The following is a 14,807-nucleotide window of genomic DNA, read 5'->3' on the forward strand; positions in this document are numbered from 1 at the left end:
TTTAGTCTCCTATGTGAACAATCTCTATATTATTAGTTTATTTTTTCATTAATTTGAGAATTATAATAATTTTCTATAAATATATTTTCTAAATTGTAAAACGATTTGAATTTTTCATAATCAATTTTTGCTTTTTCATTAATCTTAGTTTTTACTGCTCTTATCAAAATATTTTTAGGTGTATGCTCCATATCAACAAACTCTACCATTTGAACCTTATACCCCTTTGCCTCTAAGAACAGACCTCTTAAACTATCAGTTACAAGTGAAGATAGTCTCTCTTTAATTAAACCATGTTTTAACATTGGTTCTAAATTCAAATTATTGATTTTATTATAAAATTCATGTTGACAACAAGGAACTGAAAGAATTAAATCGGTATTCCATGTTATCGCTTTTACAAGTGCTGCATCTGTTGCATTATCACACGCATGCAGAGTTACAACAAGATCAATATTTAGATTTGTATTATAGTCCTTTATATCTCCATTTTCAAATTTCAAATGATTATATTGTAATTTTCTAGCAACATTATTGCAAAATTCAATTACATCAGTTTTTAAATCTAATCCTACTATACTTACATTAACTTTCTTTATTTTATAAAAGTAATAATAAAGCGCAAATGTTAGATATGCTTTTCCACAGCCAAAATCAATAATTTTATAATCTTCCTTTAAATCTGTTTTACTTACAACATCATCAACTATTTCAAGAAATTTATTGATTTGTTTGAACTTATCATAGTATTTAGATAAAACCTTACCATCCTTATTCATAACTCCAAGTTCAATTAGAAAATCACATGGTTTATTTTCTTCAATAATGTATTGCTTTATATTATTATGATATTTAATTTCTTGTTTTTTTGTAGCCTTACCTTTGATTATCTTCATATTGCCTTTTTTATTTACCAATAATTGATAATCAGCATCAACGGTAAAAATATTTGCATTTTTATAACTTTTTGACAAAGTTACAAGTCTATCCACTATAAATTCTATATCTAAATTTTCATGAAAAACTTGCTTATCAGTAAATTTTTCTATTTGATAAATTACACTTTCTTTAGATATTATAGGCTTAACGGTAATTTTTTTATATGCTTCTTCTTTTTTTATAGATGATGCAAAAACACAATATATAAGAGTTGTATTTTTGATATTTTCCTCTAATATTTCTAATAATTCCATTTCTTCTCCAACGAATTATTTGTAACTGCTTTTTAATGATACTATTTGATTAAATACAAAATGATTATCTGTTGAATCTCTATCAATTATAAAATATCCATGTCTTAGAAATTGGAATCTATCGCCAACTTTATGCTCATTAATATTTTTTTCAAGCTTGCAATTTTCTAAAACAACCTTAGAATTTGGATTTAATTTTTCTAAGAAATTAGTTTTATCGTAATCTTCATTCTCCATCATATAGTCATATAATCTAACAGTAGCATCTATACAATTATTTGCATCTACCCAATGCATAGTACTTTTAACTTTTCTACCTTTAAAACCACTACCACTCTTAGTTTCTGGATCATAAGTACAATATACCTCTGTTACATTGCCATTTTCGTCCTTTTTGAAGTCTTCACATTTTATAAAGTATGCGTGTCTAAGTCTAACTTCATTACCTGGATAAAGTCTAAAATACTTTTTAGGTGGCTCTTCCATAAAGTCACCACGCTCAATATATATTTCTCTTGAGAAAGGTATTTGTCTTTTACCCATTGTTTCATTTTCCGGATTGTTTTGAGCCTCTAGATATTCAACTTGATCTTCTGGATAGTTTGTTATAATTACTTTAATTGGATCTAATACAGCCATTGTTCTAGGTGATTTTTCCTTTAAATCTTCTCTTACAGCATTCTCAAGCATTGATATATCAACTTGGCTTTGAGATTTAGACACTCCTATATCATCAAGAAATCTGTATAATGCTTCAACTGTATATCCTCTTCTTCTAATACCGGCTACAGTAGGCATACGTGGATCATCCCAACCATCCACATATCCTTCTTCTACCATACGTTTTAAATATCTTTTACCCATCATTGTTTTTGATAAATAAAGCTTAGCGAATTCAATTTGTTGTGTTGGTTCATCCTTAAATTCATCAAGATGCGCTAAAACCCAATCATAAAAAGGTCTATGGTCTTCAAATTCAAGAGTACATACCGAATGAGTTACTCCTTCATATGCATCCTCAATTGGATGTGCAAAATCATACATAGGATAAATACACCATTTGTCCTTTGTATTGTGATGATATTCGTGCATTATTCTATATATTGCTGGATCTCTCATATTGATGTTAGGGCTAGACATATCTATTTTAGCACGCAATATTTTTTCTCCATTTTTATACTTATCTAATCTCATATTTTCAAATAACTCTAAATTTTCTTCTATACTTCTATTTCTATAAGGACTATTTTTACCTGGCTCTGTAAGCGTTCCTCTATATTCTCTCATTTCTTCTGCTGTCAAATCATCTACATATGCTAAACCTTTTTTTATTAGTTCAACAGCACATTCATACATTTTATCAAAATAATCGGATGCATATAATGCATGACCATCCCATTTTGGGCAAAGCCATTTAATATCATCAACAATTGATTTAACATAACTTTCATCTTCTTTAACAGGATTAGTATCATCAAATCTTAGGTTGAATTTACCGTTGTTTTTCATTGCAAGACTATAGTTTAAACATATTGATTTAGCATGACCAATATGCAAATATCCGTTTGGTTCTGGTGGAAAACGAGTCTGTACCCTCGCATCATATTTTCTATTTTTTATATCATCATTTATGATTTTCTGTATAAAATTCACCGATTCTTTATTGTCATTAGTATTAATATTTTCGCTCATTGTACACAACTCCTTTTTTGTTTAATATAGCTAAAATTAGCTTTTTTTATACATAAACTATTATCTTAATATGATACCATATAAATGTAAAATATAAAAGAAAAATTTAGTGCAATTCTGAACAGAAGCAATATATATACAAGCTAAGCCATTGTTAAGATTTCAGTTAATAATATAAGTCATCATAATCTGACGTATCCCCTGACATTTTCATATGACCTTTTTACTATAGCCGATACATTACCAAAATTACCTTCTGCTGTTTCAATCATTGTTTCTGTTATATTCAAAACAATTCCTATATGATCGTGAGCTTTATTTTCAAAAACATTATCAAACAATACAATATCTCCTACTTGTGGAGATTGTGTTTTTTCTATCCATGCATGTATTTCGAGTAATTTTGCCCACTGTTCCCATGCAATAACACCTGCAAAACTACAATTTACAGATTTATTTTGATAGCGAATAGGTAGCTCATATCCAGATAATTTTACACAATGATAAACAAAAGCTGCACACCAACAATTATCCCAACTATCAATCGTCCATGTATCCGAGTATGGGAATAAATCAGCTATTGGTTGTAAATTTGTTTTTGTCCCCATAACATTCCCATGGTAGAATTTTTGCGCTTCTTTCTTTGCAATATTGGCTAAACTACTGTTCATAATACACCTCCATAAAATACAATATTAATCTATATCACCTAAGCAACATCCTCATATTTTTAATATCAGCTTTACCAAGTCCATCTGAACCTTTAAGCCACATAGCATAAACATAATCTTTATCTATAAAGTAATTTTTTAATAAATAAATTATTTTATCTCTAATATCCATATTAACCTCTTTTTATGTTTCTATTATTGGAAATTCTTTAAGCATTTCTTCAAATTTCATTTTTACCTTCATTCCTAAATAAAGAAATTTTTCATTTTTAATTTAGAAATTTAAATGTATCATGTTCCCATGAATATTTTCTTTAACTAATTTTTATAAAATTTATTATTTATTATACTCTATATAATATGTATCGTATGGTTTGTCCATCACATAACCAAGCTTCTTAGCTAAACCAACTGAGTTTAAATTCGCCGCATCCCAACTTGGATATATTCCTCTATCTAAACAATCTATGATAAGTGCCGCACTCGCTATAGTAGCTAAACCTTTTTTCCTATACTCTGGGTCTGTATCAATTTCTATTTCAATACCACCGTCATAAATGCTGTACGATGTAGCACAGCATATAACTTTTTCTCCATGCATAATGCAATAACCAAATCCTCTATTCAGAAAATCTTCTACTGACTCATACTGTTCAGTGAAATCTTTTGTATGGTTTATAAAAAAATCGCTTTTTGTTATTTTCTCGTCTATTTTTTTAAGCTCATAGTCAACTGGCAATTTTGATATAAAACTTTTTATATGGTTATAATCTAAATACTTAGCATCCTGTTTAAAAGAATATCTATCAAATTTTTCATATCGACCTTTATGTATTTCTTCTATTTTATTTTTCCACTCTTCAGTTTCTACGATAACTAAAGAATCTTGTGGAAGATTACATAACAGTTCATCTACTACATCTAATTTCACATTTCCAGCATAAAAAATAAATAAACCTACAATTATTTGTGCAACTGTTGGATTATCTAAATTATCAACGTATACCTCACCCATATGTCCTTGCAAGCATGATAAAATCATTGTATCATCCATATCTTCAAACATAGGTATTATTTTTTTTCTTAAGTTTTTCTCAACTTTGTATATCACTTTATTTTCTCCTGTCTACAATTTTGCATATTATTTTTTTATGTATTATTTAAAGCTGTTTTATCATTAATACTTCGTCATATACAATTTTTCCCGTATTTTCAAAGCCCATTTTTTCGTATAAACCTAATGCTACTGTGTTAGTAGGTTCAGCACTTGTGTAAAATTTTACATTCCCATGCTCTTCTCTTACCACGTCAAACAATTTTTCAATTGCTAGTTTACCTATACCTTGGTTTTGATATTTTTTGTCTACCATAAGTCTACACATACCATACATATCTATTTCATCATCTAAATCATACATAACAAATCCAACTAATTCATTATCCTTATATATTGCAAAAGGATACATATCTACTTCATAATTTGCTTGTAGCAATGAAAAAGAGTTAGATGCAACAAATTTCTTTTGTTCATCTGCAACTTGTAATTCTATAACATCATACATATTTTCTCTGTCTATTGTTCTTAATTCTATATTCATTTTATTTTTCTCCTAGTTTAATTATTTTTTATGTTCTGATTCTAATATTGAGTAGTATTGTTGGTCTGTCCACTTACCATTCCAATCGAGTTCTTCTTTAAAAATTCCTTCTAATCTCATGCCACACTTTGACATCATTTTGCCTGAACCTATATTTTCAATGTTACACATACCAACTACTTTATGGGCTTTTAACTCTTCAAATGCAAATTTTAAAAGCAGTTTTAAACTTTCTGCGCCATAGCCTTTCTTTTGGAATTGGGGCAAAATACTATATCCAACTTCCCAAGATTTTCTCCATTCACAGTATTTCCATACACTTACAAACCCAATTTTTGTTTGAAGCTTGTCCCCCTTTATTGTTACAATAAAATCAAATGTTCTATCTCCATTAATACGAGTGATAAATTTTTCTCTTAATTTTTCATCATTTTCAGCAACATCTTCTTCATATATCCATAAACTTTTATCAGATTCAGCTCTACATAAAAATTCTATGTCCTTTTCTGTTGCACTAGTTAATATTATTTGATTACCTTCTATTTTCATTTTTCCTCCAAAATGTTTAGTATAACTCTCAAAAACACTAAGAGCTTTAAATTTAAATAATATTTTAGCAGAGCGTTTTTGTACTCTGCTAAACTGAGTTTCTTTTACTTTACAATGAAGATAATTTCAAAATTATACGTTTTGGTATTACACTTATATAATTTCGTCTAAATGTGCCTTATAGAATTTTGCTTTAAATGTTTGACTTTGGTCAAACTTGCTATATTCTCCAAACTTCAAAAATTTCAATCCGCATTTTTCCATAACCTTACCAGATGCAGGATTATCTATTGCGTGATTGGCACTGAAATCTTTTGCTCCAAAATTATCATATGCGAATTTCATCATACATTTTGTCGCTTCTGTCGCTAAACCTTGATTCCAGTAATCATACCGAATATTATAGCCAAAATCCCATGCACCCTTTTCACTGTTATATCCAATATCGCCACTACCAATCAACAAATTATTTTCTTTTAAAACAAAGCCAAAATTGTAAGTCTCAACTTCAGATTGCAGGTTTGCAAGCCATATTCTAACATCATCTAAGCTTGTATATGTCAGATAAGGCATATATTTAGTTACCCTCTCATCACTCACCCAAATATAAACTGCTTCCGCATCATCTACTGAAAGAGGACGTAATATTAATCTATCTGTTTTAAGAATAGGGATTTTCATAGCTACTACCTCAACAATCTAAATGTAATTATCTTTAATCTGTAAATTCTAACAATTTTAACTTAACTATATTGCTATTATATAACATATATTTCCAAAATACCACTATGAATTTCTTGCATAAATAGAACTGCCTCTTATGTGCTTTTCGAGACATTACAAATAAACTTTCCTTATGATTTCATTTATACGATAATAGAAATAATGGCTACACGAAAAACTACAGAGAATAGCTAGAACAAGACCACAGAGACTGGCAATAAAATGACCACGGAGGATAGCTATAATTAGGAAGACTACAGAGCATAGCTATAAATTATACAAAGACTATCTATAATAAGCCCATAAATAGAAAAAAGCTAATCTGCAATAGATTAGCTTTTTTATGTATTATTATATTATTTGCTGTAGTCGTAAAAACCTTTACCAGTTTTTCTACCAAGTTGACCTGCTCTAACCATTTTTTTAAGAAGTGGAGCTGGTCTGTATTTAGAATCACCAAGTTCGTTATAAAGAACTTCCATGATTGCCAAGCAAACATCAAGACCAATTAAGTCAGCTAATGCTAAAGGTCCCATTGGATGGTTACATCCATTTAAAACACCTTTATCTATGTCTTCAACAGTTGCAACACCTTCATCTGCTACAAATATTGCTTCATTAATAAATGGAATTAATACTCTGTTTACAACAAATCCTGCTTTATCTTGAACTTTTATCATTGTTTTACCCATTTGCTCTCCTAATGAGTAAATTGTATTATATGTATCTTCAGAAGTTTGATATCCCATAACAACTTCTAATAATTTCATAACTGGTACTGGATTGAAGAAGTGCATTCCAATAACTTTATCAACTCTTTTTGTTACACTAGCTAACTCTGTGATTGATATTGAAGATGTGTTACTTGCAAGTATAGTATCTGGCTTACAAATAGAATCTAATTTTTTAAAGTAATCTTTCTTTAATTCCATGTTTTCTGCTATAGCTTCTACAACTAAATCTGCATCTTTAGCATCCTCTAAATTATTAGTAGCATTGAAGTTATTTAAAGAATGTTCTTTTTGTTCTTCTGTCATTCTACCCTTAGCAACTAACTTATCTAATTTTTTTATCATTTTTTCTTTAACAACCTCAGGTTTTTTAGAAGTAACTACAGTTACATTAAATCCCTTTGTAATAGCAGTCTGACAAATACCTGAACCCATTGTTCCTGAACCAATAACAAATATCTTTTTAACTTCCATTTTAATCCTCCTATTAAATTCATATGTTATTTTTTTAACATTAATTATTAAAATTTTACTAAAATTAGTCTAACATATATTTCTGCATTTATCAATAGATTTTAGCAACTGTTATCTTAATTAATGTATTACTGAATAAATTTAATTTAGATAGTTTAATTTAAAAATTAACTAATTTAGTAAAGTTGAATTATTTTTTAACAAATGGTCGAAATATTTTATTTGTATTAATGACAAATATTTGATAAAATGATAATTAATAAATATAGAAAAAGGAGAATAAGTTGTGAATTTTTCATTGATTAAGAGATTTGCAAATAAAATTAGTGACGATGATATTTTTGCACTAAGTGCTCAATTCTCATATTATATAATTTTAGGTATATTTCCATTCATGTTTCTATTGGTAATATTTATGGGATACTATTCTAACTCACTTTTTGATATACTAAATTCATTTAAAAATTTTATACCTAAGGAAATATATTCTTTACTAATTAGCCTTACTTCTGACTCAGTTGCTAATTACAAGCTACCTTATTTTTCTGTTAGCATTATCGTTTTATTATGGTCCGCATCATCTGGAAGTGTTGGAATAATAAAAGGAATAAATAAAGCAAATGATTGCACCATAAAAAAGAATTATATTTTTATGAAGACATTTGGATTACTATTCACTCTAGCGCTTACTATATCATTTCAAATAGCTCTATTTGTAATAGTAATAGGTAGATATATATTAAATTATCTACCTAAAATAATAAAGGTTACACATTTCTTATTGACACTTATACAAGTAATTAGACTTGTATTACCCATATTGCTACTAGTTATAATAATATCATTGGTATATAAATTCATACCCTATAAGAAAATTAAATTCAAATCAGTTTTACCAGGATCTATAATTGCAACATTAGGCTGTATCATTAGCTCGTTGACATTTTCTGTTTATGTAAATTTCAAGAGCAATTTTTATAGTAATATTTATGGTAATTTGTCTGGTATATTTATATTACTTCTTTGGGTTTATATGACTAGTTTTATATTTTTGCTGGGTGCAGAAATAAATGCTTTTCTAATTAGAGAAAACATTACTTTCAAAAAATTCTTTAACATTAAGTGATGCCTTGTAAGCATCATTTTTTGATGCATTCTTTTCTTCAACTATTTCTTTTACTGCATCCTTTAATGAATATTGTTTCGAATATATCTTGTCAAATATTAAAGCCTCCAAGCTAACCTTGAAACCACTTTCATCTTTCTCAACAAAATCATTATTAAAACCAATAATTGCATACTCACCTCTTTCTGCGTTTTCATCGTTTTCTATTATTTCTTTTACTTCAGATACTGTTCCATATGTGATACGTTCATGCAATTTCGTTAATTCCTTACACACACACAATTGAGCATTTGGCATAACCTTATTTATACAATTCAAAAGATTTTTAATTCTTTTTGGTGACTCGTATATAACATAGGTTTTAATTAAATTTTGCTTAACTTCTTCAAGTGCTTCTTCTAATTCTTTGTCCTTCCTAGGTAAAAAACCATAAAATGAAAATCTGTCTGTATTTATTCCTGATACAGATAATGCTATAGTTGTTGCACAAGCACCAGCTAAACCAATAACCTCAATATTATTTTCTCTAGCTAATTTTACAATTTCATATCCTGGATCAGAAATACATGGTGTTCCTGCATCTGTTACAATTGAAACAATTTTATCGTTTATCAATATTTCTTCTATTATTTCTTCACTTCTCTTTTTCTCATTGAATTTATGATATGAGATAAGCTTCGTTTTTATTTCAAATACATTCAATAAATTTTGCGTATGACGTGTATCTTCTGCCAATATTAAATTGCTTTCTTTTAATGCTTCTATTGCTCTTGTAGTCATGTCATTAAGATTGCCAATAGGCGTAGGTACAATATATAATTTACTCATGTTTACTATCCTTTTTATCTTTAGTATTATTTTTATTTATAGTATAACATAAATATATTTGATTATAAATAAAAAACTCTATGCTTACCACAGAGTTTTATCAATATTAAAATCTCTATTTAATTTTATTTAGAAATTCATTTAATTTATTCTTTTGGTCTTTATTTAAAAACATTTCAAATTTTTTAATTTCATTTAATTTTTTATTAAACTCTTTTTCACCTAACTGACTTTTTAATTTTTGGCTATATTCATGAGCATCTTTTAATATTTCATCGTTTGACTTATCTTTATACTTTTCTTTAAACTGATTAAATTCATTTTTATTAATTATATTTTGAGTCTTTGGATCATTTATTATATCCTGTACTTCTTTTTTGTTCATAAGATTATTAACATTATTATCATCAAAACTCTTAAATATATTATTAGACATACAATACCCCTTTCATAATAATTTATAATTAATTCTATGAGTATTATATTTATATATTACAGATATGTTCATAGTTTATTAAAATTAAACAAATTAAATATAATGAACATTTTTGGTAGTTGAACATAAAATATATAAATATTGTATTTGTGTGCAAAAGAAGGTGATATTATTCCAATCCATTTGTTATTGTATTTAATTGGTGCTAGATACATATTTGGTAATAAAAATTTTGGTAATGCAACTCATATGCTATCCAATGTTGCTGGCAGCATAGTTTCTAATCCATACAAGATTGAGAGTACTCTTAATGTGGTTAGAATGCTTGCTCCTCTTACATCTGCTAAAACAGTTAGTAAAATCAATGTTTTTTTGCCAATAATTGAAAAGTTCAGTAGTATTCTTGGTATGTATAGTTTCCTTAACAAAGCACAGAACTATGCTCCAATACAATCGCTTAGTGATAAACCACCTCTAGAAAAAATTAGCGCATTAATTTCTAATGGGAATATACCAATTGGTAAAGTACTCGCTCAACCACTTATAGCTAAAAATATGGATAAAATTGTTGGTCAAGTGGTGCAAGGACTAGTAGCAAATAGTTTAAAGGATGGCAATATGGAACAGATGATTTCAAGTTTAATGAGCGAAATGTCATCAAATAGTAATTCTAAGAATATGAGTACTCAAGAAACTGCTGCAGCCAATAAGGATAATTCTGAAAATGGTAATTCACAACTAGATATAGGTAAATTGATAGAAATGTTTGGACCTTTATTAAATAATTCTTCAAATCAAAAAACAAATAGTTTTTAAAAGCTATTTGTTTTTTATTATTTGACGATTTTACTTAAAAACGTTATTATATATACAACACAAAAATTATACAAATAAAAAAGGTGATTAAGATGATAATTTTATCTTGCAATAACATTTCTAAAGCATATGTCGTAGATAATATAATAGAAAATATTTCATTTACTATAAATGATGACGAGAGAGTTGGATTAATAGGAATTAATGGTGCTGGTAAAACAACACTATTCAATATATTAACAAAAGAATTAGAGTATGATTCTGGAGATATAATAATACCTAAAAACAAGAAAATAGCTTATTTAAAGCAAAACACTAAAATTGAAAGTAAAAAAACTATTTACCAGGAAATGCTTACAATGTTTGATGATATCATAAATATGGAAAGCAAATTAAGAGATTTAGAAAATGAGATTAGTAAATTCACTACTCATGATCATACTGGAGAACTTGATAAGCTAATGGATACATATTCAAAGTTAAATGAAGAGTTTGATCATCTCAATGGTTATGGATACGAATCTCAAATACGAGGCGTTCTAAACGGTTTGAGCTTCAGCGAAGAAGATTTTGAAAAGCCAATAAATATTTTAAGCGGTGGTCAAAAAACCAGAGTAATGCTTGCAAAACTTTTGTTGGAAAAAGCTGATATTTTGCTGCTAGATGAACCCACTAATCACTTAGATATAACAGCAATTTCATGGCTTGAAAAATATTTAAGGGATTTTAAAGGTGCTGTAATAATTATTTCGCATGATAGATATTTTCTTGATAACACTGTTAACAGAATTCTTTTGCTTGAGAATAAAAACATTAAATCATATAATGGTACTTACTCACAATTCATGCAAAAAAGAAAATTGGAATTAGAGCAACAAATAAGAAAGTTTGAGAATTTTGAAAAGGAAGTTCAAAAACAAGAAGAAATGATTAATAGACTTCATGCCTATGGAAGTAAACGTAATATAAGACAAGCCTTTAGTAGGCAAAAGGCTCTTGACAAAATGAAAAAAGTTGAAAAGCCTATATTGGATAGTAGAAAAGTTAATTTAAGATTTACTCCTAAGTTAAGGAGTGGTATTGATGTCTTAAAAGTTGAAAATCTATCTAAAAGCTACAATAACAAAAATATTTTTGATGATATTAGTTTTAATGTTTATAGAGGTGAAAAGGTTGGTATTATAGGTCCAAATGGTATAGGTAAATCAACAATATTAAAAATAATAGCTCAAAAAATTAATGAATTTTTAGGCATAGTAACTCCAGGCCATTTTGTCAATATAGGATATTATGATCAAGAACAAACACACTTAGACAATGAAAGCACTATAATTGATGAAATTTGGGATGATAATCCTAAATTCAATTATTATGATGTTAGGTCACTTTTAGCGCAATTTTTATTTACTGGCGATGATTTATATAAAATCATTGCGGATTTGAGTGGTGGAGAAAAAGGAAGGTTATCGCTTTTAAAATTGATGCTTTCAGAAGCAAACTTTTTGTTAATGGACGAACCGACAAATCACTTAGATATTGACTCTAAAGAAATACTTGAAGATGCACTAATAAATTACGATGGAACCATCCTAGTTGTATCACATGATAGATATTTTCTAAACAAGGTAACTACAAAAATCATTGATATGTCAACTGAAGGCATATTCGAATATCTTGGAAATTATAATTATTATATAGAAAAAAAAGCTGAACTTGAACAAACAGACGAAGAAATAGTTATACAAAAAACGAAGACACAAATAAATGCTGAAAGAAAGAAAGAGAAAGAACTAAATGCAGTAAAGAAAAAAAAAGATAAAGAAATTAAAGATTTAGAAATATCTATTGAAAAACATGAAAATGATATCGCTGAGATAGAGACGCAACTCTGTGATACTGAAATCTATGAGGATACAGCTTTAGTTTTGGAAATTAATAATAAGCTTAAAAACCTCAATACAAAATTAGAGGAGCTTTATGATACTTGGTCAACTCTAAATGAATGAAAAAGTTGCTCAGTAAAAAATTATCCACCGGTTGTTTACAACATGTGGATAATTTTTTCTGTATTTTTACAACTTATCCTCTTTTATTAACACATGTGGATAAATTATTAACATTCTTTTGTATTTATATATTAAATGTCCAAATTTGGGTCTGCATTTAAATCATACCCAACAAATTCTTTGTTCAAAAATTTAAAATATGCACAGCTACCTATCATTGCAGCGTTATCTGTACACAGGATAGGCGATGGTCTGTAAAATTTTATATTATTTTTATCGCATTCATTCTTCAAAACTTCCCTAAGTCTAGAGTTTGATGCAACTCCACCTGCTAATGCCACCTGTTTACAATTTTTAATTTTTGCTGCTTTTATTGCTTTATTTACTAACACATCAACAACAGCTTCTTGAAAAGATGCAGCGACGTCAGCAAATACAATTTCTTCACCTTTTTGCTTTGATCGATTTACGTAGTTTAGTACAGAAGATTTTAATCCGCTAAAGCTAAAATCCAAAGTATCATCCTTAAGCATAACTCTAGGAAAATGTATAGCATCTTTATTTCCCGATTTAGCTAGTTTATCTACCTTTGGTCCTCCTGGATAGCCTAAATTCAAACACCTAGCTATTTTGTCATAAGCCTCGCCAGCAGCATCATCCCTAGTTCTTCCCATAACTTCATATTTATTATAACTTTCTACATAAACTAAATGAGTATGTCCACCTGATACAACCAAGCACATATATGGAGGTTCTAAGGTTTTGTCTTCTATATAGTTAGCGCTAATATGACCTTCTATATGGTTTACACCAATCAATGGTTTTTCCCAAGCATATGCTAAAGCCTTTGCTGTATTTATACCAACAAGCAAAGCACCAACAAGACCCGGACCATATGTCACTGCTACAGCATCTATATCTTCAATTCCAACGTTAGCTTCATCTAAAGCATCCTTAATAACAGTATCTATATTTTCAATATGTTTTCTAGAAGCTACCTCTGGTACAACACCACCATATTTTTTATGAATATCGATTTGTGTTGATATAACGTTAGAAAAAACCTCTCTACCATTTCGTACAACTGCTGCTGCAGTTTCATCACAAGATGATTCTATTGCAAGTATGTTTATATTCTTATTTTCCATTTCTATTCTCCAAATAAATATTCGTCAAGAGTTAATTCACTTTCATAAACCTTTTTGGCAAGTTCCTTACCTATATATCTTATATGCCAAGGTTCATACATATATCCTGTTATACTTTCTTTACCTTTAGGGTATCTTACTATAAAACCATATTTATATGAATTTTCATTAATCCATTTGCCTTCATCAGTATCACCAAAATCTTCAGTTAACTGTAAATTAACAGTTTCACTAGTTATATCCATAGCAAGCCCGGTTTGATGCTCACTTTGACCTGGTTTTGCACTAAATGTATCAGCGGCTTCTTGTCCATGGTTAGTAACATATCCATTATATAATGATACTTGTGTATTATACGACCTATATCCTGACCTAGCATAAAGCTGTATATCTAATTCCTCTTTTGCCTTTTCAAAAAGATCTGTTAACGCATCAGCTGCCTCTTTTTTTAACTGATTAACCTCAGGATTTGCTAAACATGTTGGTACATCAGTTAGGGTAACCAAATCTTCAGGTACATATTTTTCATCTAAATTACGCTGTTTATTTACTACAACTTCAATTGATTCAACATTGGTAACCACATTATTTTCATCTAAGAATGTTTCAACTACAGCTTCATCATCTTTACTATCATTACTACCTACAACTTCGTTCTCATTATCGTCTTTATTATCATTACTTCCTACATTTACATTATTTGTATCTCGATCGCTGTCCTTAATAACTATATTGTTATCTTTTGTACCCCTATCTCCACATGCATTTATAAAAACTAAAACTAATATTAAGCATACTAATAAAAATATTTTCATT

16 protein-coding genes are annotated in these 14,807 nt (G+C 28.4%); 3 read left to right on the forward strand and 13 right to left on the reverse strand.

Annotated features, from left to right (window positions below; genetic code table 11):
* Positions 1–32: 32 nt before the first annotated feature.
* The 9 genes from JYG23_RS06300 to JYG23_RS06340 form a co-directional block, all read right to left on the reverse strand.
* On the reverse strand, positions 33–1,193 hold the full coding sequence (locus JYG23_RS06300; RefSeq protein WP_207237639.1) for an SAM-dependent methyltransferase: 1,161 nt from the start codon (positions 1,191–1,193) through the stop codon (positions 33–35).
* A 15-nt stretch (positions 1,194–1,208) separates the two neighbouring features.
* A complete protein-coding gene (locus JYG23_RS06305) occupies positions 1,209–2,885 on the reverse strand; it encodes a glutamine--tRNA ligase/YqeY domain fusion protein (protein WP_207237640.1) in 1,677 nt (558 codons plus the stop codon).
* A gap of 182 nt (positions 2,886–3,067) precedes the next feature.
* Entirely contained in the window at positions 3,068–3,556 is a 489-nt protein-coding gene (locus tag JYG23_RS06310) for a CHAP domain-containing protein (protein ID WP_207237641.1), read from the reverse strand.
* Between the two features lie 34 nt (positions 3,557–3,590).
* The gene (locus JYG23_RS06315; protein WP_207237642.1) at positions 3,591–3,728 is read right to left on the reverse strand and encodes a hypothetical protein; all 138 of its coding nucleotides are present in this window, start codon (positions 3,726–3,728) and stop codon (positions 3,591–3,593) included.
* 165 nt (positions 3,729–3,893) lie between these two features.
* On the reverse strand, positions 3,894–4,667 hold the full coding sequence (locus JYG23_RS06320) for a GNAT family N-acetyltransferase (protein ID WP_207237643.1): 774 nt from the start codon (positions 4,665–4,667) through the stop codon (positions 3,894–3,896).
* A gap of 49 nt (positions 4,668–4,716) precedes the next feature.
* Complete coding sequence (locus JYG23_RS06325) at positions 4,717–5,154, reverse strand: GNAT family N-acetyltransferase (protein WP_207237644.1); 438 nt, start codon at positions 5,152–5,154, stop codon at positions 4,717–4,719.
* A gap of 21 nt (positions 5,155–5,175) precedes the next feature.
* Positions 5,176–5,703, reverse strand: coding sequence for a GNAT family N-acetyltransferase (locus JYG23_RS06330; protein WP_207237645.1), 528 nt, complete (start codon positions 5,701–5,703; stop codon positions 5,176–5,178).
* A 153-nt stretch (positions 5,704–5,856) separates the two neighbouring features.
* Positions 5,857–6,384, reverse strand: coding sequence for a GNAT family N-acetyltransferase (locus tag JYG23_RS06335; protein ID WP_207237646.1), 528 nt, complete (start codon positions 6,382–6,384; stop codon positions 5,857–5,859).
* Between the two features lie 398 nt (positions 6,385–6,782).
* Positions 6,783–7,631 (reverse strand): 3-hydroxybutyryl-CoA dehydrogenase, encoded by an 849-nt coding sequence (locus JYG23_RS06340; protein ID WP_207237647.1) that lies wholly within the window; start codon positions 7,629–7,631, stop codon positions 6,783–6,785.
* A gap of 286 nt (positions 7,632–7,917) precedes the next feature.
* Between JYG23_RS06340 and JYG23_RS06345 the strand changes: the two genes are divergently transcribed.
* On the forward strand, positions 7,918–8,757 hold the full coding sequence (locus tag JYG23_RS06345; RefSeq protein WP_207237648.1) for a YihY/virulence factor BrkB family protein: 840 nt from the start codon (positions 7,918–7,920) through the stop codon (positions 8,755–8,757).
* Here JYG23_RS06345 and rsmI read toward each other — a convergent pair.
* Together rsmI and JYG23_RS06355 are read right to left on the reverse strand one after the other, a co-directional pair.
* On the reverse strand, positions 8,710–9,585 hold the full coding sequence (gene rsmI, locus JYG23_RS06350) for a 16S rRNA (cytidine(1402)-2'-O)-methyltransferase (RefSeq protein WP_207237649.1): 876 nt from the start codon (positions 9,583–9,585) through the stop codon (positions 8,710–8,712). The two genes, JYG23_RS06345 and rsmI, sit on opposite strands and share 48 nt — an antisense overlap.
* Positions 9,586–9,700: 115 nt before the next feature.
* Positions 9,701–10,021: a hypothetical protein gene (locus JYG23_RS06355; RefSeq protein WP_207237650.1), complete on the reverse strand. Its 321-nt coding sequence runs from the start codon at positions 10,019–10,021 to the stop codon at positions 9,701–9,703.
* A 147-nt stretch (positions 10,022–10,168) separates the two neighbouring features.
* On the opposite strand from JYG23_RS06355, the gene JYG23_RS06360 reads away from it, so the two are divergent.
* Positions 10,169–10,837: a hypothetical protein gene (locus JYG23_RS06360; protein ID WP_207237651.1), complete on the forward strand. Its 669-nt coding sequence runs from the start codon at positions 10,169–10,171 to the stop codon at positions 10,835–10,837.
* A 92-nt stretch (positions 10,838–10,929) separates the two neighbouring features.
* Complete coding sequence (locus JYG23_RS06365; protein ID WP_207237652.1) at positions 10,930–12,843, forward strand: ABC-F family ATP-binding cassette domain-containing protein; 1,914 nt, start codon at positions 10,930–10,932, stop codon at positions 12,841–12,843.
* A gap of 131 nt (positions 12,844–12,974) precedes the next feature.
* Here the strand turns inward: JYG23_RS06365 and tsaD are convergent, their stop codons facing one another.
* Together tsaD and JYG23_RS06375 are read right to left on the reverse strand one after the other, a co-directional pair.
* Positions 12,975–13,991, reverse strand: coding sequence for a tRNA (adenosine(37)-N6)-threonylcarbamoyltransferase complex transferase subunit TsaD (tsaD, locus tag JYG23_RS06370; RefSeq protein WP_207237653.1), 1,017 nt, complete (start codon positions 13,989–13,991; stop codon positions 12,975–12,977).
* Between the two features lie 2 nt (positions 13,992–13,993).
* Complete coding sequence (locus JYG23_RS06375) at positions 13,994–14,806, reverse strand: M15 family metallopeptidase (RefSeq protein ID WP_207237654.1); 813 nt, start codon at positions 14,804–14,806, stop codon at positions 13,994–13,996.
* Between the last annotated feature and the right edge of the window lies 1 nt (position 14,807).

The organism is Sedimentibacter sp. zth1 (assembly GCF_017352195.1).
GTDB lineage: Bacteria > Bacillota > Clostridia > Tissierellales > Sedimentibacteraceae > UBA1535.

Excerpts from the sequence above, each read along its gene's own strand:
- rsmI (WP_207237649.1), bottom strand. The coding sequence starts at position 9,585 with ATGAGTAAATTATATATTGTACCTACGCCTATTGGCAATCTTAATGAC.
- JYG23_RS06300 (WP_207237639.1), bottom strand. The coding sequence starts at position 1,193 with ATGGAATTATTAGAAATATTAGAGGAAAATATCAAAAATACAACTCTT.
- JYG23_RS06365 (WP_207237652.1), top strand. The coding sequence starts at position 10,930 with ATGATAATTTTATCTTGCAATAACATTTCTAAAGCATATGTCGTAGAT.
- JYG23_RS06355 (WP_207237650.1), bottom strand. The coding sequence starts at position 10,021 with ATGTCTAATAATATATTTAAGAGTTTTGATGATAATAATGTTAATAAT.
- JYG23_RS06325 (WP_207237644.1), bottom strand. The coding sequence starts at position 5,154 with ATGAATATAGAATTAAGAACAATAGACAGAGAAAATATGTATGATGTT.
- JYG23_RS06315 (WP_207237642.1), bottom strand. The coding sequence starts at position 3,728 with ATGGATATTAGAGATAAAATAATTTATTTATTAAAAAATTACTTTATA.
- JYG23_RS06340 (WP_207237647.1), bottom strand. The coding sequence starts at position 7,631 with ATGGAAGTTAAAAAGATATTTGTTATTGGTTCAGGAACAATGGGTTCA.
- JYG23_RS06375 (WP_207237654.1), bottom strand. The coding sequence starts at position 14,806 with ATGAAAATATTTTTATTAGTATGCTTAATATTAGTTTTAGTTTTTATA.
- JYG23_RS06305 (WP_207237640.1), bottom strand. The coding sequence starts at position 2,885 with ATGAGCGAAAATATTAATACTAATGACAATAAAGAATCGGTGAATTTT.
- JYG23_RS06330 (WP_207237645.1), bottom strand. The coding sequence starts at position 5,703 with ATGAAAATAGAAGGTAATCAAATAATATTAACTAGTGCAACAGAAAAG.
- JYG23_RS06310 (WP_207237641.1), bottom strand. The coding sequence starts at position 3,556 with ATGAACAGTAGTTTAGCCAATATTGCAAAGAAAGAAGCGCAAAAATTC.
- JYG23_RS06335 (WP_207237646.1), bottom strand. The coding sequence starts at position 6,384 with ATGAAAATCCCTATTCTTAAAACAGATAGATTAATATTACGTCCTCTT.
- tsaD (WP_207237653.1), bottom strand. The coding sequence starts at position 13,991 with ATGGAAAATAAGAATATAAACATACTTGCAATAGAATCATCTTGTGAT.